Raw genomic sequence first — 19,250 nt, forward strand, 5'->3', positions numbered from 1 at the left:
TTATAAATGATTACCAGCCCGGGTTTTGCCCATTCCATGATACACCGTCTCCCAGGTATTTCTTGCTCACCTCAGAAGAAATGAAAGGGAGGTAGTAATACTTAACCGGGAACACCTGGGTCATAAAAGGAACGATTCCCCACGATCTCTTCAGACTGCCGTCTGCACCTTTTCTTGCAGTTGTTGCGATTCCCCGCAGCTCGGTGTTCAGTACGATATGAGCCTTCATCCATCTTAGGAGGTCGTTGTAACGATGTCCTTCGTAAGCCAGTTCAATGGTTCTTTCGTTTTGTACTGCGGCCTGAAAGCCCTGGTAATCCAACCCTGATTTATCGGGCATGCCGGCTCTTTTTCTTATTTCATTCAGATACTTGTAAGCATCGGCGTTAGGCCCGTTGTTGTATTCATTCAATGCTTCAGCATAGCTTAAATAGAATTCTGCCAGCCGGAATACCGGCCACGCAAAATGGTCCCAGCTCCCGTTGTCAACCCTCGCTACAAACTTGTAAACGTCCAGCGCATATCCATCCGGCCCTACGTCGCTTTTAGAAAGCGCTCCTTCAGTAAAGCCATCGCCTGCCTTATAAAACGGAATGGTGCCGTATTTACCGCCGCTGGCTGATCTATAGAACATTCCGTCATAAGCTACTGTCTGGTAAAAACGGGGATCAAGATTGAAGTTTCGGATATCGACCGGCAGGTCGTTGCCTGAAGCGGGGAGAGTGAACTTAGTTCCGTCCCTTTTCTCATAGAGTTGCATGAACTCTATAGGCATGTTGTTTTTTGCTCCCCACTCCCAGGCGCCCACTTTCGAAGAAAGATATTTTCCCCAGGCAGTTAGATTTGCGCCCCAGTCCCAACCGTCCTGGTTACGTGTGCTCACTAATATTAGTTCATTGTTTGCATATACATTCCAGACAGCCTCATAGTCTCCAAGCCCGGCATAGTTGTCGGTGCCGATATCAGTGTCTGGTTTGTTGGTGTTATAGATGGCAACTCCCGCAGCATTTGAATTCTGAATAACGTCCCAGGCTGCTTCATACGCCTTTTTCCATCTTTCCTTGTCGTATGTTGGGTAGCACAAAACGGTATCTCTCTGATCGCCATATCTGGCAGCCGATATTACCGATTTCATATTATCGGGGGTGTTATAAAGCGGACTGGCCGCATATAATAACATCCTTGATTTAAGAGCAAGAGCTGCAAGCCTGGTAATCATTCCATACTCAGAGCTCGGGCGGGTAGCTGGCAACAAACCGGCAGCCTGATCACACCATTTAACCACACTGTCTACTACGGACTCAACAGACCTTCTTGGAATGTTGATATTGCCGTCGCCGGCTAATGCTGTCAATAAAATAGGAATGCCGCCGTAATGACGAAACAGCTCATAATGCTGTAGTGCCCTGCAGAATATGGCCTGGCCCTTTACGTCGTCTTTCCATCCCTGATCAGCATCTACTACCATGTCGATGTTTTTAAACACCAGGTTAGCTTGTCTAATCCCTTTATAATGCCAGCCAAAGGCTCCGCCGGTCACTTCACCATCGCGTCCGGCACCCCATCCATAATCCACATTGCTGTTGGCTCCCATGTTTCCCTTCTTAAAACTCGGAGCATTAATGCCGGCGTTGGTCCAGTCATATCCAGGAGTGATTATATAAAGGGCATCAGTAAGGATTTCTGGTCTTGGCACGTCGGTTGATCCCTGCGGAAGATAACTTCTTACACACCAGGAATACATCCTGGCTACAGCGAACCGCGCCTGGTCTTTTGTGTGAAATATGGTGTCGACAGTAACGGCGCCTCCTTTAGGCTTTTGCAAAAAATCCTTTGTACAGCCAGTTGCCATTACCAAAAACAGCAAGCCTGCCAAGAGCGAAATATTTAAGTTTGATCTCTTCATCTCCATAACAATATCAGGTTAGAAATTAATATTGAGGCCGAGGTTATAGGTCCTTGTCAGAGGATATCCTATGTAGGCCAGGTTCTCAGGGTCTCCCCATATTTCATTAGGCGACCACGTAGTCAGATTATTTCCGTTCGCATACACCCGTGCTGATCGTATGCCTACTCGTTTGAGGAACTCTGGTTTCACCGTATAGCCAATCTCCAGGTTCTTTAACCGCATATAGGAGGTGTTTTTTAAGAAATAAGTATTATTAGCACCTGTGTGATCATATGCCGCGAGGGGGAAATCTATTTTTTCGCCGTTATTGTAACGTTCGAGCGTGAAGCGGTTAAGATCCACTTCAAATAACGACTCCTGTTTGTTAAAATGCCGTTGACTCATGGCAAATTTAGCGACGCCGCCAACACCCTGCAGCAACGTTGAGAAGTCAAATCCCTTCCAGTTAAACCCAAAGGAAATACCGTAGGTGATTTTAGGTATTGTAGTATTTCCGGTCCTCACCAGGTCCTTTTCGTTTACAACCCCATCTTCATTGACATCCTTCAGTCGTACTTCGCCAGGTTGTAATGCAACGCCACCATAGCCCAGGTCCTTTTGGTAAACAGGCGCACCCTGTGCATTTGTATATGGTTGTCCGTCCTGGTTGAGTGCCCTTACTGGTTCTGTGAGGACGGGGTCACCATTGGTATCTATATTATAAAGATCGGCCCATGAGGTGTATAATCCATCCGCTTGCAGGTATAATCCTTGTCCGATCGGTCTGCCTGTTGTGGCCTGGTATTCCAGTCCGTCGGATATTGCTTCATCCCGGAAAATGATCTTATTCCGGTTATTGGCAATATTCGCCTTTACCCAGTAATCAAATTTTCCTGCTCTGGTCCGGAAGTTTATCTCCAGTTCGTTCCCCCAGTTCTTTACTTCTCCCAGATTATAAGGAGGAAGGCTTGCTTGCACGATGGCAGGCACAGTCCCCCTGTAAGATAATATGTCGATACGTTTTTCACTGAAATGATCGTAGGTGATAGACAGCTTATCTCTAAAGAAATGCGCTTCAAAACCAATGTTTGCCTTGGTCGCCGTTTCCCAGGTTACGTTTGGATTTCCCAGTGTTCCTTCCTGCGAACCCTGAACATTATTCCGGTCGCCTATTGTACCGAAGGCGTAGTCCATATAAGGATAGCCACTACCTCCGTAGGTCCAAACATCAGGAAGGTATAGGTAGCGGGCCCCTCCGATATTGTCATTTCCCACTTTCCCGAGCGAACCTCTTACTTTCAGATAGGTAACGAGGTCATTCTTGGGGAAGAAGCTTTCGTTCGAAGTTACCCAGCCGAGAGAGTAAGCAGGTAAGAGTCCGAATCGCTTGCCTTCAGGGAAGTTTTCCGAGCCATTATAGCCCATGTTGAATTCAGCAAGGTAACGGCTCCGGTATCCGTAAGTCAAGCGTGTAGCCAATCCGGTGTACGACTTCGGTAAATGATAAGCCAGATTGGGGTCGTAGAACCTTTCAAGGTTATAAAGAAATAAGCCCGAGACGGCGTGGTCTCCAAAAGACCGGTTATAGTTTAACGAGAATTCACCATATATCTTCCTCCACTTTCCATTGTGCCATGGCGACCATCTTTCGGGAGGGGTTTCCTCTTTCAGCTGCGAAAATATCGGATCGAGAACATCTCCGTTTGGATTGGGACTAATACCATAATATACAGGCGAGAACTTACCGCCGGATCTGCTCGAGAAGTAACTGTCGTAAGCTCCTTTTGCGTTAACCGATAGTCCGTTAGTGATAAAATCCAGCTTGTGCGAAAGTTTTACAGTAGAATTTAAGGTACTGTTGTCAGTAAGATTATAATTATTGCTGTTTGCAATTTCATATAAAGGATTGAGAGACGCCTGCGGGTTGGAGTAAGGAACTACAAATTTTCCGTCTATTATTCCTGGAGACGACATGGGGTTAGACCATAAAATTCTCTTCTCCCAAATGAAATTATCATTGTCCATTCCGCTGATATTCACGAACTGAGTTCCTACATCGACGGAGATCCGGAAGTTCTTATTGACGTCAAAGTCGAAGTTGCCTCTCACGTTATAGCGCTTCTTCCTGAAGTCCATTTCGTCAGAAAACTTCATATAGTCGGTTTTGAATAAACCTCCCTGTGTCAGATATCCTAGTGAAACGAAGTATTTTAACGCTTCTGTTCCGCCAGAGATATTTGCATTTACCTGGCTTTGAGGGGCGAAATTTTCAAACATCTGGTCAGTCCAGTTCACGTCAGGATAAAAATATGGACTGTAGTAAGGATTACGTTCGCCGTTTTCGAGAGTGGGTGTATGTGCGTTTTTATAGTACAGCAGCTGCTCGGGGGTATAGTATAAAGTAGCTTCTTTAGTCCAGTTTGACTCTCTTTTTTTGAGGAAGTCGTTCCATGTTTTTACATCGGCGTCTTTAGCATGGTTTATCCAGTAAAGCTGGAAGCTCTTTTCATTTTGCAGGGTTGCGTACTCGTATGAATTCACAAACTTCGGCTCCCTTGTAAATTCGGAAACCGCAGTCTGCGATGATACGGCGATCTTAGGTGCCCCTTCCTGACCCCGCTTCGTTGTAATCAGTATTACCCCGTTTGCACCTCGCACGCCATATACGGCAGTTGCCGATGCATCTTTGAGCATACTGATAGATTCAATTTCGTTAGGGTCGATTTCGTTATAAGTTGTTCTGGCGACTCCGTCAATCATTATGAGAGGGGAGGTCTGATCTGTATAGGTTCCGATCCCCCGGATATATAATGTCGACTTATCGTCGCCCGGCTTGCCGCTCGTTTGAATAGCTGTTAGTCCCGAAAGCCGTCCGGCGAGGGCGTTGCTGATGTTGGCGACGGGAGACTGAACTAAATCTTTTGTTCCGATAGTTGATATAGCACCGGTAACTGATTCTTTTTTCTGCTGCCCATAACCCACGATCACCACTTCTTCTACGCTAAAAGACTGGTTTTTTAAAACTACTTTGATCTCAGTACGTCCATTTACCGGGATCTCCTGCTTTTGCATTCCAATAAACGAAACGACGAGCACCGCATCAGAGCTGACATTGGTGAGTATGAAATTTCCGTTTAGGTCTGTCGACGTTCCCCTGGCACCGCCTTTGATGGTAACAGAAGCTCCCGGAAGGGGTTCGCCCTGCTCGTCTGTTACTTTTCCGCGGATGCGTACCTGCATTAGAGCTGCTGTCCCGGTTTTGCTTTTAATGACAACCGATTCATTTTCATTAAACAGGAATTCAAATTTCTCGCTGTCAAAGCATCTTTCCAGAACGCTCCTGAGTGGCTCATTCTTTACCCTGAGAGTTACAGGCTTTAGCTTTTCCAGCAGTGCTGCATCAGCTATAAAGCTATAACCCGTTTTTTTCGTCAGCTCGTACAGCACATCTTTAACCTGTGCATTGTTTACGTTGATGCTAACCTTTTGCGCAAAGCTGGCAGCTGTTGTCTGCACAATGCTAACTACCAGTAAGATAGCAGTAAATTTCATGATTATTAAATATTTTTTTAGACAGTATGTGCCTGTCCCGCAAAGTCTTGCAGAATATTTTTTATACATTTGGATGGGTTAATAAATTTTTGCGTTTAATTAGTTTGTTTTCCCTGCAATCGTAATAAATTGCTTTTTCAGGAGTGCTGCCAACACTCCTGAATATTTAAACCTTTCAAATAGACTTAGTAGTTAGCTGTAACGATAATCCTCCTTTCTTTTCCATTAGAGCCTTTTTCTGTTCGGAAACGAACTTTGTCTGTGCTCTCTATGTTTTCTAATAAGTTGTTTAAACCTTTGCTTCTTAAATGGGTTCCGACGAAGCGAACATTGCCAGCATTGCCTTCGAAGACCACTTCTATGTTATACCAATGAGCCAGGCGGCCCATGATGCTTTTCAGTGACTCGTTGTTGAAAAGGAATAAGCCCTCCTTCCAATCTGTTATTTCCTCAATGTTGACCGAGTTAACGCGAACCTGGCTGTTCCCAGGAACCGAGCTGGCTTGCTGTCCGGGGCTCAAAATAACTGCTTCTTCTTTTTCACGGTCAGAAGTGCTGCTTACCCTCACACGCCCTTCTATAAGCGTTGTTTTTACGGCACTGCCATCCCTGTATGCATTTACATTAAAATGAGTGCCCAGAACTTCTATTTCCTGACCTTCTGAGGTAACGGTGAATGGCCTGCGTGAATCTTTGGCGACTTCAAAATACCCTTCTCCCTCTAACTCCACGGTTCTTTGTTCCTGACTGAATTCTACCGGGTAGTGTAATTTGCTTTCCGCATTTAACCACACTTTCGTGCCGTCCGAAAGGGTGATCTGATACTGACCACCTACCGGAGTCGCCAATGTAGCCATCCGGGCTGCTTTTATTGTGGTCGTCTGTTTTCCCGGGCCATTGTCGTCGCTAACCATACTGCCATCAGTGTAAACCAGCTTGTTATCGGCAGCAATTATCCCCCCTTTTTCTTTTTTTAAGGCTATTGTGTTTCCATTATCGAGTGTTAGTGTGGCTTTATTGGCACCTGGGAGAATATCTGAGGTTATCTTGTTATCTGCGGTCATTTTTTGCTCCTCAGATGAATCGATTCGGGTCAGCAAAAAAGTGCTTACAGCAAGCAGGAATATAGCCGCAGCCGCTAAAGGAATCCAAAACGTAAGGGTAGCTGTTTTCTTTGCGGGATGAGACACGATCTTTTTGAAAAGCATTTCCGATTTTTCCGGAACCATATCCCTTAGCTCGTCGTCAGCTAATAGGTTCCAGTTCTCATCAAGTAAATCAGCAAATAACGCTTCATTGGCCGGATCCTGAAGGGAAGCTTTAAGCTCTTTAAATTCTTCTTCAGAACATGCGTCTTTAAGATACTGGTTATATAAATATTGAATCCGGTCTTTAGTCATTAGTTAAATTTCATAGCAGTTTCAAACCTTCTGCTTGCCCTTTCTTATAGAGATGCATAGGAAAGGAAATAGGAGTAGTCATATTAAATTTTTTTTGTTGCTTTCTATTTTGACTTAGAGCTTGCAAATGATAACTGAATAATTAAGTTTGTATTTTATTTTACTTGCATCGGGAAATCCGGTACTGAATTACCTGAATTATAAGGCCTCATAGAACTTAGGGTGTGACATTGCCGCCATTCTTAATTAGCAGATGAGAAGTCTTGAGATATACAAATGATTGGGTTATGTACTCAGCAGACATAGGGTGGAGTGACGAAAAATTGTTGTTAGCAAAGATCGCAGCAAAAGATGAGAAGGCTTTCCGCTGGCTATATGACATGTACCGGAAAAAGATCTATAGCTATGCGTTAAAGGTGCTGAAGTTTGAGGACAGGGCCGAAGATGTGGTTCATGAAGTTTTTCTCAGTATATGGCAGCATGAGCATCCGGAGAGTATCGATAACATCGAATCTTATATTCACGTGATGGCAAGAAACAGTAGCCTGCGCTTATTGAGGAGACAGCAGCTTGAGATAAGGGCGAACCGTGAGCTGGCTCTTGAATGGAAGGAAACACACGAAGAAACAGAGCAGTTGATAATTACGAATGAAACCGGGCGGCTGCTCCAAAAAGCGATCGAATATTTGCCTCCCCAGCAAAGGACTGTATTTCGCCTTTGCCGCGAAGAGGGCTTGAAATATAAGGAAGTAGCCGAGCGGCTGTCTATATCACAACTTACCGTTAAGACACATATGCAGCAGGCTTTGCGGTCTTTAAGGATGAGCCTTCAGAAGCATAATGATCTGGCAGTCGTTTTTGTCCTGTTGAACGTTTTCTTTAAAAGGTAAAGAGGCTTTCGTTCACACTTCACAACCTGCAAAATACACATCACCACCTTCAACCCACCTCACGCAACTCACAACCTGCAACTCGCATCCTACAACCTGCAACTCGCATCCTACAACCTGCAACTCGCAACACGCAACACGCATCCTACTACTTCGTACTGAAGTTCAGTTTGAGGTTTAATCCTGCCGATCCGAAGCGGATATCCTGAGCTCCCAGCCCCCCAAGTGGATATTTAATGAAAGGCTCCAGCGAAAGTTTACTTTGTTTTCCTACCGGATAACCGAATCCAACAGAAAAGTTCAGCATCCTCGCGAAGTCGAAGCTGCTCGTCTTTGTGGTTGTTTTTTCTTCAGTATCACCATCAATCCTTGCTCCCATATTTACATAGTTGTAGGTATAAGCCTCATCAATAAAGTAATTTGAGCTAAGTCCGGCCACCAAATACAGTTCTTTTTTATTTTCGATAAACATGTATTTGATATTTACCGGGATGTCAAGACCTAACAGAGAAGCATCATATCCATTTACTGTATAACTTAATGACGACGTCTTTGCTATAAAGCTATTTGTTAGTTGTGGCTCATCCGACACAGGTACAGAAAGATAAATATCGGCAGACTCCTGCGGCGAAAGCTTATCATATTTTAAAGTGTTTTGGGCCAAAGCGATACCAGTTGCAATTTTTAACTTTTTAGTGATCTTGAATTCAGACGATAGACCAACGCCCGTGTTCATACTGGTTTTACTTCCGTCAGAATAGTTCACGAAGCTTCCTGCGTATATGCCAAAGGAAAGTTTATTGTCTTTCTTTACCTCGGCTTTCTTAACTGTTGGGACCTCCTTGATGCTGGCCAGCCTTTCAGCTTGCTGCTTTATATAGTCATCACCGGTTGCAGCGGTAACAGCTTCTTTTTTTCGGATATCAGCCTGTGCATACACCGGATCTTTTAAAACTGCTGTTGAGTCGCTGCTTTCAGCAGCAGTTAATATTACAGGAGCGCTGCTCGTGGTTGCCACAGGAAGTGTTTCGTTTTCTACATCAGTAGTATTATTGCGTTCTCTATCCGGGAGACTGGCGCGTACTACATGCGAAACAGGGTCTGCTGATTTTTCGGCGGTAATTATCTCTTCATGTTTAACTACCTCGCTGCTTATCTCATCCTGATGATCCTTCAGTTGTTTGGATGGAACTGGAGAAGTTACTTTAGCAACAACCTGCTCCTGCATATCCTGGTTAAAGTATAGCCAGCTTCCTATAGCTAACAGAGCAACTGCGGCGGCAGCACTCATCCAATAAAGCAGTGGACGGCGCTTGCCCTCTGTTCCCGGAAAGCTTTTTCGTAACTCTTTCCAGCCTGCATCTGAGGAGTCATCTTCATATGTGTCGAACACATATTTTATCCTGTCAGAAATCTTTTTATCAAACTGGTCGTACATAATTATCCTCCTGTTGATTCCAGAACTTTCTTAGTTTTTCTTTTGCACGGCTCAGGTAAACCCTTGAAGAACTCACTGGTATACTGAGTATATTTCCTATCTCATCGTGACTGTATCCGTCTATTTCATAAAGGTTAAATACCATTCTATGTAATTCCGGAAGATGGTTCATTAATTCCAGAATATCTTTTACAGACAGGTTCTCTACCGCTTCGGCAGCCTGTCCTACATATCCCGCTTCATCTATATCTACCTGGTTCATGTATTTTAAGTTCTTTCTCCTATGGTCGATGGCTGTATTTACAACTATACGCCTGAGCCATGCTTTGAAAGGTTGTGTCTCATTGAAAAACTGAATCGCTTTAAAAACCTTAATAAATGAGTCGTTTACTACTTCCAGCACATCGTCTCTGTCTGCCAGGTATCTTAAACCTACGCCCATAGCGTAGCCGTAGAAATGCTTATAAAGCTTCTCCTGGAACTTCAATTCACCCGACTTACACCGTTGAATCAGTTCGTCTTCAGAAATACCCAACTTTTTCTGCATTTATTAAGGAATTCTTTTTAGCCTGTACTCGTATGTGTTACCGTCATTTGTTCGCCTGGTTAAAAATAAGCTATCTGCCCGAGTTTTGTAAGCATATTTGCCGCTTAATATTAATGCCCAGTTGAAATCAGCTGTCCAGGCATTTGTATCAGCAAATTCAATTTGTCTTCCGTTTATTTTAAATGTTCCAGATCCTCCTGCCGGAATTCTATTCTGGCCTGCAGTTGATGTAAAAGTTTCGTTTTCGAAACGTATTGAGGCCGGGGCGATTGTGGGCCCGCTCGAACTTATAGCGATTGTATAGATAAAACGTCCTTTATACGTTCCTTCAGGATTGAAAACGCCATCGCGTTTGCAGCTGTTGATTAAAAAGCTAAAAAAAATCAATAGGCAGGCTTTTCTTCTCATATCTGCTATACGCAAATATGAATATAAACGCTACAGCTATTTTTCGCCCTTTTTGGCTTCATTCCAAAAGACATCCATCTCATTTAATGTCATGTCTTTCAGGTTTTTCCCTATTTCAGCTGCTCGCTTTTCGAGAAATTGAAACCGACGAATAAACTTTTTGTTGGTTTTTTCTAAAGCATTCTCCGGATTAATGTTGATGAACCGCGCATAATTGATGAGTGAAAAGAGAAGGTCGCCAAATTCGCCTTCAGCTTTTTCAGCATCAACGGGTGCATCTGTTTTGTTGAACTCCTCTCTGAATTCATTCATTTCCTCTTCCACCTTTTCCCAAACCTGGTGACGATTTTCCCAGTCGAATCCAACTCCCCGCACTTTTTCCTGGATACGCGAGGCCTTCACAAGAGACGGAAGCGAAACGGGCACACCTTCGAGAACCGATTTATTGCCTTCCTTTAATTTGATTTGTTCCCAGTTTCTTTTAACCGTTTCCTCATCCTCTGCCGTTACCTCGCCATAAATATGGGGATGCCTGATAATAAGCTTATCGCATAAACTGTTAAGCACGTCCGTGATGTCAAAATCCCCCGTTTCTGAAGCGATGCGCGCGTAAAAAGCGAGATGAAGCATGATATCTCCAATCTCTTTCTTTATTTCCTGTTTATCACCTTCCAGAATTGCATCGGATAATTCATAGGTTTCCTCTATAGTAAGATGACGCAAACTTTCCATTGTTTGCTTCTTATCCCAGGGACATTGTTCTCTCAGCGTATTTAAAACGGTAAGCATCCGCTCAAAAGCAGAAGCTGGAGTGGTGGCGGTAGAAGGAGCTATATTTTGAGGCATGAGCTATCAAATTGACGGGCAAAGGTAAAAAAAGATGGGGATAATAACCAGATGCTTCCGTTATTACCCCCATCGTCTCTTGTCAGTTAGCATTGTTCCTTGTCAGCTGTCCATTGTCAACTGTCCATTGTCCATTGTCAATTGTCCATTGTCCATTGTCAATTGCCAATTGTCCATTGTCAAACGCCTATCTTTTTCCTTAATTCTGAAGGAATAGCCTTCTTATGAAGTAGTAAAGAAGTAGTTTTATATTTCACAAAGTTCCTGGTGACATACAGATAACCTTTATAATCGTTCGTTGTTCCCCACGAGTTCTTAACGATGTAATATTCCTTGCCATTCTGGTCTTTAGAAATACCTACAATGTGCATACCGTGGTCATCTGTGGTATTATAGTTATCAAATGCTTGTTGCCTGATTTCGGGAGTCACCGCTAATTCCGGTTTAGGCCCATTGAACATTTCTGCTTTCTGCTGATCGGTCATGTCCTCGTAGCTTGTTTCAGGAACATAAGCAACTCCATTTTTCCAGCTAAAGCTTTTTTCACTCACGTCAGTAGCCCATGCTACAGTATATCCATTCTTTAAAGCGTTGTCGATAATGTCGGTCATCTCATCCATGTGTACATTATAAACCTGATCAAACGACCAGTTGTCGGGAATCAACAGGGTGAACTTTTTATAATATGGGTAATCAGTAAGGGATGAAAGCTCGATATAATCATCAGGATTAATGCCAACCAGTTCTTTTGCAAAGCTCTGAGGTGTATAGTTTTTTCCCTTGTAACTGAAACTCTGAGGTACATTTCCCAGATATGCATCTAGAACGGCTGTGTAAGCGCTAAGCCAGTTAGGAGTAAGCTGTCCGTTAGGGTTTTTAACTATCGCTTCCAGCATCGCCTGTGTAACTGCGGCCATTTCGCCAAATTTATTTTTGCTGGTTCCGTAGTTTAGTCCGGTATAAACGCTTAGCGGCAATGCTCCGTATTTTCGGTACATGTTGATCACGTCGTGTGTCTCTCCTCCGTCGCCTAAAGTCACAGCGCCATGCATGCGAACGTAGTTTTTCGCCTTTTCGATATAGGCGCAACGGGCGCTGTAAATTGGCGAAAGTTCTATTGGATCTTTACCCAGCCTGATCATTTCAGACTCAAGGAACGAATTAGTAGAATAGCTCCAGCAGGTTCCCGAGGATCCCTGGTTCTTAATAGTTGTATTTGCAAGATTGATGACGTCGGTAAATTTAAAACCCTCTTTGCTGTCAGCGCTCTGATTGGATTTTAATGAATTAACAAGATTGTCCTGCGAAAAAGAAACATTAGCCGCTATAATCAGGGCAGCAGAAAAAACGAATGGTTTAAACTTCATTATGAGGAATAAATTATAAAAGCATGCTATTAAACCGGTCTTCCGAAAAAGGATTTCCTAATGATAGCACGTGTGTGTTTAAGGTGTAAATTTATGAGGATGTGAGTAATAAAAAAAGAAATTTGCTTTTTTATAACAGAATGCCGTCAATTATTAGCAATCGGCGACAGGCGATCAGTAATCCGCAATCCGCAATCCGCCGTCAGCTTTAGCCTTTTGCTTTCTGCTTTCACCTTTCAGCAAGCAGCCTTATGCTTTCGCCTTTCAGCTTTTATCTTTAAACCCTCAACCCTCAACCCTCAACTCACAACCCGCAACCCGCAACCCACCATCAATCACACTCCGGCGTTGTGAAAGTAAAGGTTTCAGCATTACCGTTTATTACCACGCCTTCACCGCGGGTTGTTTGCCACCAGAACTTAGCCCTCTGTTTTGGTCGGTTGCCTTCTTCATTCATTGTCTCGGCATTAAACAAGCGTCCGTTAGCCATCACATACTTAATACTTTCAGTGTTCCTGATGTCGTCGAGAGGATTTGCATCCAATACAAGGAGGTCAGCAAGCTTTCCGGCCTCGAGTGAACCCAACTCTTTACCCATTCCAAGGTATTCAGCACCATTAATAGTAGCACAGCGGATTGCCTGCAATGCACTCATGCCTCCCTGCGCCAGCATCCACAGTTCCCAGTGAGCACCCAGTCCCTGTAATTGGCCATGCGAACCGAGATTAACTTTTGTGCCGCCATCAGCAAGTTGCTTCACCGCCTTTGCTACTTCAATATGACCATAATCGCCAAATTCTGAAGTTGTTCTCCTCCGCGAACGGCTGTCGATAATCGCACGGGGCACGAAATTAAGCAACCGCTCTTTTTCCCATACATTGGTACGGTCATACCAGAAGTTCTCGCCCGACTGTGATCCATAGCTAACAATCAGGGTAGGAGTGTAGCCCGTTTTACTCGCATTCCAGAATGCCTTTACATCTTTATATACAGGCACTACCGGGATATTGTGTTCAATGCCGGTATGCCCGTCGATGATCATCGACAGGTTATGGAAATAGGTCGATCCGCCTTCTGGAACTACCTCCATTTTTAATTCGCGTGCGGCTTGTATGATTTGCTGCCGTTGTTCCCTCCTTGGCTGATTGTACGACTTTACCGAAAAAGCACCAACCGCCTTCATTCGTCTTAAATGTGATCTGGCGTCGTCCAGACTGTTTATGACGGCTTTAAAATCTCCATCGGCACCATATAAAATAGACCCCGTTGAGAAAATACGCGGCCCGATCATTCGTCCTGATCTGACCATTTCAGATTGACTGAAAACCATTTCAGTGTTACTAGAAGGATCGTGTGATGTTGTTACACCATAGGCAAGGTTTGCAAAATAGCTCCAGTCCTGTTGAGGTGAAATGCCATCGGGGCTGGTTGGAAGGTGCGCATGGACATCCACAATGCCTGGCATGATCGTTTGGTTATCGGCACTGATAACCAGTGCATCATCCGGTACTTTAACCTGGGCAGCCGGACCAACTGCAACAATACGGTTCTTCTCAATTACAATTGTTCCGTTTTCGATAACTTCGTTCCCTTTCATCGTAATGATGCGGGCGTTAGTAAAAGCAATTTTGCCTGAGGGGGCGTCGGATGCCAGTTTAAGACCTATTTCCAAACCAGTACTGTCAATAGCCGGCAGTGTTTGCGGAGCGCCCTCAACGAAACTAAAGGAATTTTTAATTTCCCTGCTGAAGTATTGTGATCCAAGTGTCCAGTTTAGCTTTTTACTGTCGCGGCTCCAGTGCAGGTACGTTCCCGCGTCTCTGGTAACCTTGGTTAATGGCAGAGATTTGTTTTCTGCCGAAAGTTCAAGTCCGTTTGCTGAGGCAACAAGGGGCGTAATGTAAGCATTGAAAAGCTCAGTAAAAGCAAGCCATTTTCCATCTGGACTCGGGACGAACTGGTTGGCATAGGTAGACAGATAATGAGTCCTGACGTTGCCGCCGTTCAGATCCATGCTTTTAAATGCTTTCTTATCTCCTTCGTGGCTCTGGAAAAATATCCTGGAATCATTTGAACTGAACAGGGGTCTTATCCCGTTTTCAGAGATTTTTACGGGCTCACCTCCGTTAACGGAGATAACATAGATTCCCGGGTTCTTTCCGAAAGTGAAGCCCAGTGAGTAATTTCCTGTGCCCTTTCGGTATACAACCCTATCACTTTTGTTCGAGAATTTAGGCGAATAATAAAAGCCCTTTTCGGTAGTTAGTGGCGTAACACGCCCGCTTCTGAGGTCAAGCTTATTCAACGTTCCTTTGGTTTCGTCATTCCAGCTTACAAAGACCAGCCACTTGCCATCGGGACTAAAATCCGGCTCAAACTCAAAGTCCGTTCCCTCAGTGATACGTTTGGGTTCACCGTCGGGTAAGGTTTTCGTATAAATATATCCCGCCGCGTTGAATGCGATCATCTTCCCGTCAGGTGAAGTGCTTGTTTGCCTGATCATTTTAGCATCGAACTCATCCTTGAAAACCGTCTGCTCAAAATGCAATGCTTCAGTAACGGTTTGATTCGACGTCACATCAAAAGGAATTTCTTTCACAACCTGTGAGGCGATATCCAGATTTCTAATCTTGCCTTTCGCATAGAAGATGATGTTTTTACTGTCCGGAGTCCAGGCAAAGCCAGGGTAAACGCCAAAGATTGCCCAGGCTTCCTGCTGGTCGCGCGAGAGATCATCATACACAGGCCATTCCTCGCCTGTCGAAAGGTCTTGTAGATATAATACTGATTTTAATCTTACACGTTTTACAAAAGCAAGCATTCTTCCGTCAGGAGAGGGCTGCGGCCGAACCGCTCCGCCGGGACCACCTGCAACTTCATCGGTTTCACCAGTTTCCCGGTTCAGGCGCTTGATGGCGTAGATCTCACCATTCGGGTCCTTGTTGTATTGGAAATAGGGTCCCGGACTCACATCCTCACTGTAATACAGATATTTACCGTCAGGCGAAACCGCTGGTTCTCCTGCATCCTGCTGATCATTCTTTCTTTTTGTAAGCTGAACGCCATCGCCTCCCGAGATGTGGTACATCCACATCTCGCCTGCTCCCAGAGAACGGCTGGCAGTAAAATGCTTTCTCGCTATCAGGTATTGGTTGTCGGGCGTCCACACGGCATTATTCAAAAGCCTGAATGTTTCCTTTGAAACCGCACGTTTACCGGTTCCGTCGGCATTCATGACCCATATATTGTCGGCACCCCCCTTATCACTAGTGTAAGAGATGTATTTCCCATTGGGACTAAAACGCGGCTGCACATCAAAAGCCATACCTCCCGAAAGTAATACAGCAGCACCACCCGTAGCCGGGATTTTATAAATGTCGCCTAACAGGTCAAAAACAATTTCTTTTCCGTCCGGACTAACGTCCAGGTTCATCCAGGTTCCTTCGTCGGTATAAATAGAGACTGTTTTTACAGGGCCTGTTGGTTTGTCTATGTTCCAGGTAGCAGATTTTTGCTGACTGTAGGCATATGAAGAGATAAATACAGATAGAATAATATAAACTTTCTTCATTTTTATATCTAAAGTGTAAGGCAAATATACTTCTTCTCATCCATGGACAGAAGTAGCAATAGTTGATATCCGGTAAAAAACACATCTTTGTAATTGGGAAATAGTATGACAATCTATCAGGTACTCAAGAAATACTGGAATTACGATTCATTTAGACCTTTGCAGGAAGATATCATTCAATCTGTCCTGGATGGGAAAGATACGCTGGCTTTATTGCCGACCGGCGGAGGGAAATCGATATGTTTCCAGGTACCTGCAATAGTAAATCCCGGGATCTGCATTGTCGTGTCTCCTCTTATCGCCCTGATGAAAGACCAGGTCGAAAATCTGAAGTCACGGGGGATTGAGGCTGTAGCGATTGTTTCGGGGATGGGAAAGCGCGAAGTCGATATCATGCTCGATAACTGTGTTTACGGGAAGATAAAGTTTCTTTATCTGTCTCCGGAGAGGCTCATGTCTGATTTGGTAAGAGCCCGTATTTCGTACATGAATGTCAACCTGATCGCAGTAGACGAAGCCCATTGTATCTCTCAATGGGGCTATGATTTCCGCCCGCCCTATCTTCATATTGCCGATATCCGTGAGATTCATCCCCAGGTACCGGTGCTGGCACTCACGGCCACTGCTACAGAACGCGTAGTGGAGGATATACAGCAAAAGCTCCTGTTTAAAAAGCCGAACGTTCTCCGCAAAAGCTTTGCCCGTAAGAACCTGAGCTACGTGGTGGCTCATGAAGAGAATAAATACAGGAAACTGTTTTCTATTGCTGCCAATATAGAAGGTACGGGTATTGTGTATGTAAGAAACCGGCGTGAAACTCAGGAAGTATCACGCTTGCTCAACAATGAGGGCTATAATGCCGATTTCTACCACGCCGGTATCGACACACCTGGCCGAAGTCTGAAGCAGGAGGCCTGGAAAAAGAACGAAACAAGGATTATTGTAGCAACAAATGCTTTCGGAATGGGAATTGATAAGCCAGATGTGCGGTTTGTTGTGCATCTCGACCTTCCGGGTAGCCTGGAGGCTTATTACCAGGAAGCGGGCCGTGGAGGTCGTGACGAAAAGAAAGCCTATGCCGTTTTACTGTATAATCAGGCAGACCGCATACAACTTGAGAAAAAGCTCGAGCTAAGCTTTCCGTCAATTGAGGAGATCAGGCAGGTTTACCATGCGCTGGGCAACTATTATCAGATCGCCTATGGAGCAGGAGAGGGACTTGTTTTTGAATTCGACATAGGTGATTTCTGTTCCCGCTTCAAACTGGATGCTCTCAAAACCTTAAGCGCATTGAAGTTTCTGGAGCACGACGAATATATTTCGCTCACCGAAAGTGTATACCTTCCGTCCAGACTAAAAATTGTAGTAGCTGCCGAAGATCTTTACCGGTTTCAAATAGAGTATGCCGGATACGATGCGTTTATAAAATTGCTGCTACGTTCATATGGCGGGCTTTTTGAACAGTATACTCCGGTAAGAGAGAGTGAAATTGCCCGGCGAAGCGGTAAAACTACCCGTGAAGTAATGCAAATACTCGAGAAGCTGGAGGAACTTGGTTTGCTGAGCTATCTGAAACAAACAGACATGCCGCAGCTTCAGTTTGTAAAAGCAAGAGCTGATGGCGCACACCTCAATATCGATACGAAGTATATCGCCTTGCGGAAGCAGATTATGCAGTCCCAGGTGAAAGCCGTTGTTCATTACGCAGAGGCGAAGGCGTGCAGAAGTCGTCTGCTCCTTGAGTACTTTAATGAACCAGAGTCAGAAAAATGCGGGATCTGTGATGTCTGTCTTGAAGAAAAGAGACTTGCAAACAGTAAAGGCCTTTTCGAACAGATCACTTTTGAAATTATCCAGCTCCTGAGCGCCGAACATCTCAGCCTTGAAGAAATCATCACATCCCTTCACTCCGGAAACGAAAAAGAACGCATTGACGCCCTTCGCAACCTTCTCGACGCCGGAAAGGTCAAATCGGACGGGATCGGCTATTATTTATAAAAAAACCCGGTATATGTACCGGGCTGAAATTGTTACTTAGTGGAAGTGGCCTGTACCGGCGCTTGTTTTGTTAAATTTAACTCGTATGCCTTTGGATCATATTGCATCATAGCTCCAGTGGCTGCGTCGATGATGAATCCTGGAAAGAAAAAAACATTGACAATACTGACTGCATCAAACGTAGTCTCAGGTTCGAAAGACCTTCTTTCATATCCGTCTTTTTTGAGTACTACGGTCTGGCCTTTAAATCCTTTTTTTATTCTAAGATCCAGAGGTGTTACTCCTCTCTCAATGCCATCGACTTCCACAGTCGCACCGGGAGGATTAGTTACTACTTTAATTGATTGTTTGGATCCTTTAAATACGGTGCAACAGCTTGACAACAGCAGAATCACCACTGATGACATGACAAGGTTAAGAACTTTTTTCATTTTATTATTTGTGAATTTTAGGCAAGTGTAAAACTTTATTCTTAAAAACACAATTTTTAATGGCATTAAGACGGCAATTGCATCAGTCTTCGTTATTGACCATTTTTCAGACTTTGAATAAATCCAGGGATTTTATCCATATAATCTTCTGAATCAAGTAGTCTTACAAAAGCGCTTCCCACAATTGCACCGTTAGCATATTCGCTTGCTTTGCTGAAGCTCTTATTGTCTGAAATTCCGAAACCGATCATCGTTGGGTTTCTAAGTTTCATATTTTTAATCCGGCCAAAATAATCTTCAGTCCCCGCCGATACAGCAAGGTTCTTCCCGGTGGTCGATGAAGATGAAAGCAAATAGATAAAACCATTACTCAATTCATCGATCTTGCGGATGCGCTCGTCGGACGTATGAGGGGTGATAAGAAAGATATTGCTGAGGCCTTTACTTTCAAAACACGAACGGTACATCTCTTCATATTCATACATCGGAAGGTCTGGTACGATCAGTCCGTCAACGCCCACCTCTACACACGATGAGCAGAACCTCTCTACGCCGTATTGCAGCACCGGGTTTACATATCCCATCAGCAGTACCGGGATAGAAACTCTTTTCCGAAGGTCCTTCAATTGTTCAAAAAGTACTTTTACAGTCATCCCGTTTTCGATAGCTTTTTGCGAGCTGTTCTGAATAACTGGTCCATCGGCCAGAGGATCAGAATACGGTATCCCGATCTCAAGAAAATCCGCCCCTGCCTTTTCCAGCGCCTCTGCAATATCAACAGTGCTGTTCAGATCAGGATATCCGGCGGTAAAAAATATAGATAATACAGAAGATTTTTTCTGTTCAAATACGTTTTTAATTCTGTTCACTTTCTTTAATGTTTAGAGTTGATTGTTTAGAGTTTAAAGTGAAGT

The 19,250-nt window shown here is 44.2% G+C and carries 13 protein-coding genes; 2 read left to right on the top strand and 11 right to left on the bottom strand.

Annotated features, from left to right (window positions below; all coding sequences use genetic code 11):
- Positions 1-10: 10 nt before the first annotated feature.
- The 3 genes from BDE36_RS07650 to BDE36_RS07660 form a co-directional block, all read right to left on the bottom strand.
- On the bottom strand, positions 11-1,906 hold the full coding sequence (locus BDE36_RS07650) for a RagB/SusD family nutrient uptake outer membrane protein (protein WP_141814391.1): 1,896 nt from the start codon (positions 1,904-1,906) through the stop codon (positions 11-13).
- A gap of 18 nt (positions 1,907-1,924) precedes the next feature.
- Positions 1,925-5,440, bottom strand: a complete 3,516-nt coding sequence (locus BDE36_RS07655) for a TonB-dependent receptor (protein ID WP_235904263.1) — start codon at positions 5,438-5,440, stop codon at positions 1,925-1,927.
- Positions 5,441-5,625: 185 nt separating this feature from the next.
- A complete protein-coding gene (locus BDE36_RS07660; RefSeq protein ID WP_141814393.1) occupies positions 5,626-6,840 on the bottom strand; it encodes a FecR family protein in 1,215 nt (404 codons plus the stop codon).
- A gap of 287 nt (positions 6,841-7,127) precedes the next feature.
- Between BDE36_RS07660 and BDE36_RS07665 the strand changes: the two genes are divergently transcribed.
- Positions 7,128-7,730, top strand: coding sequence for an RNA polymerase sigma-70 factor (locus BDE36_RS07665; RefSeq protein ID WP_141814394.1), 603 nt, complete (start codon positions 7,128-7,130; stop codon positions 7,728-7,730).
- 148 nt (positions 7,731-7,878) lie between these two features.
- Here the strand turns inward: BDE36_RS07665 and BDE36_RS07670 are convergent, their stop codons facing one another.
- The 6 genes from BDE36_RS07670 to BDE36_RS07695 all read right to left on the bottom strand — a co-directional run bounded on the left by BDE36_RS07670 (position 7,879) and on the right by BDE36_RS07695 (position 15,907).
- A complete protein-coding gene (locus tag BDE36_RS07670; RefSeq protein ID WP_141814395.1) occupies positions 7,879-9,168 on the bottom strand; it encodes a hypothetical protein in 1,290 nt (429 codons plus the stop codon).
- Entirely contained in the window at positions 9,152-9,715 is a 564-nt protein-coding gene (locus tag BDE36_RS07675; protein ID WP_141814396.1) for an RNA polymerase sigma factor, read from the bottom strand. Before BDE36_RS07675 ends, BDE36_RS07670 begins: the two co-directional genes overlap by 17 nt.
- A gap of 3 nt (positions 9,716-9,718) precedes the next feature.
- Positions 9,719-10,123, bottom strand: a complete 405-nt coding sequence (locus BDE36_RS07680; RefSeq protein ID WP_141814397.1) for a hypothetical protein — start codon at positions 10,121-10,123, stop codon at positions 9,719-9,721.
- Positions 10,124-10,159: 36 nt separating this feature from the next.
- Positions 10,160-10,969, bottom strand: coding sequence for a nucleoside triphosphate pyrophosphohydrolase (gene mazG / locus BDE36_RS07685; RefSeq protein WP_141814398.1), 810 nt, complete (start codon positions 10,967-10,969; stop codon positions 10,160-10,162).
- A gap of 179 nt (positions 10,970-11,148) precedes the next feature.
- Complete coding sequence (locus tag BDE36_RS07690; RefSeq protein ID WP_141814399.1) at positions 11,149-12,336, bottom strand: C1 family peptidase; 1,188 nt, start codon at positions 12,334-12,336, stop codon at positions 11,149-11,151.
- Between the two features lie 331 nt (positions 12,337-12,667).
- Positions 12,668-15,907 (bottom strand): amidohydrolase family protein, encoded by a 3,240-nt coding sequence (locus tag BDE36_RS07695; protein WP_141814400.1) that lies wholly within the window; start codon positions 15,905-15,907, stop codon positions 12,668-12,670.
- A gap of 105 nt (positions 15,908-16,012) precedes the next feature.
- Between BDE36_RS07695 and BDE36_RS07700 the strand changes: the two genes are divergently transcribed.
- Positions 16,013-17,905: a RecQ family ATP-dependent DNA helicase gene (locus BDE36_RS07700; RefSeq protein WP_141814401.1), complete on the top strand. Its 1,893-nt coding sequence runs from the start codon at positions 16,013-16,015 to the stop codon at positions 17,903-17,905.
- A 32-nt stretch (positions 17,906-17,937) separates the two neighbouring features.
- Here BDE36_RS07700 and BDE36_RS07705 read toward each other — a convergent pair whose 3' ends face one another.
- On the bottom strand, positions 17,938-18,336 hold the full coding sequence (locus tag BDE36_RS07705; protein ID WP_161987573.1) for a PEGA domain-containing protein: 399 nt from the start codon (positions 18,334-18,336) through the stop codon (positions 17,938-17,940).
- A 92-nt stretch (positions 18,337-18,428) separates the two neighbouring features.
- On the bottom strand, positions 18,429-19,205 hold the full coding sequence (gene trpA / locus BDE36_RS07710; protein ID WP_141814403.1) for a tryptophan synthase subunit alpha: 777 nt from the start codon (positions 19,203-19,205) through the stop codon (positions 18,429-18,431).
- Between the last annotated feature and the right edge of the window lie 45 nt (positions 19,206-19,250).

The sequence above is a fragment of the Arcticibacter tournemirensis genome (assembly GCF_006716645.1).
GTDB classification, from domain to species: domain Bacteria; phylum Bacteroidota; class Bacteroidia; order Sphingobacteriales; family Sphingobacteriaceae; genus Arcticibacter; species Arcticibacter tournemirensis.

Bases quoted from the DNA above. Each gene is read 5' to 3' on its own strand.
- BDE36_RS07650 (WP_141814391.1), bottom strand. From the start codon at position 1,906: ATGAAGAGATCAAACTTAAATATTTCGCTCTTGGCAGGCTTGCTGTTT.
- BDE36_RS07655 (WP_235904263.1), bottom strand. From the start codon at position 5,440: ATGAAATTTACTGCTATCTTACTGGTAGTTAGCATTGTGCAGACAACA.
- BDE36_RS07660 (WP_141814393.1), bottom strand. From the start codon at position 6,840: ATGACTAAAGACCGGATTCAATATTTATATAACCAGTATCTTAAAGAC.
- BDE36_RS07665 (WP_141814394.1), top strand. From the start codon at position 7,128: ATGTACTCAGCAGACATAGGGTGGAGTGACGAAAAATTGTTGTTAGCA.
- BDE36_RS07670 (WP_141814395.1), bottom strand. From the start codon at position 9,168: ATGTACGACCAGTTTGATAAAAAGATTTCTGACAGGATAAAATATGTG.
- BDE36_RS07675 (WP_141814396.1), bottom strand. From the start codon at position 9,715: ATGCAGAAAAAGTTGGGTATTTCTGAAGACGAACTGATTCAACGGTGT.
- BDE36_RS07680 (WP_141814397.1), bottom strand. From the start codon at position 10,123: ATGAGAAGAAAAGCCTGCCTATTGATTTTTTTTAGCTTTTTAATCAAC.
- mazG (WP_141814398.1), bottom strand. From the start codon at position 10,969: ATGCCTCAAAATATAGCTCCTTCTACCGCCACCACTCCAGCTTCTGCT.
- BDE36_RS07690 (WP_141814399.1), bottom strand. From the start codon at position 12,336: ATGAAGTTTAAACCATTCGTTTTTTCTGCTGCCCTGATTATAGCGGCT.
- BDE36_RS07695 (WP_141814400.1), bottom strand. From the start codon at position 15,907: ATGAAGAAAGTTTATATTATTCTATCTGTATTTATCTCTTCATATGCC.
- BDE36_RS07700 (WP_141814401.1), top strand. From the start codon at position 16,013: ATGACAATCTATCAGGTACTCAAGAAATACTGGAATTACGATTCATTT.
- BDE36_RS07705 (WP_161987573.1), bottom strand. From the start codon at position 18,336: ATGAAAAAAGTTCTTAACCTTGTCATGTCATCAGTGGTGATTCTGCTG.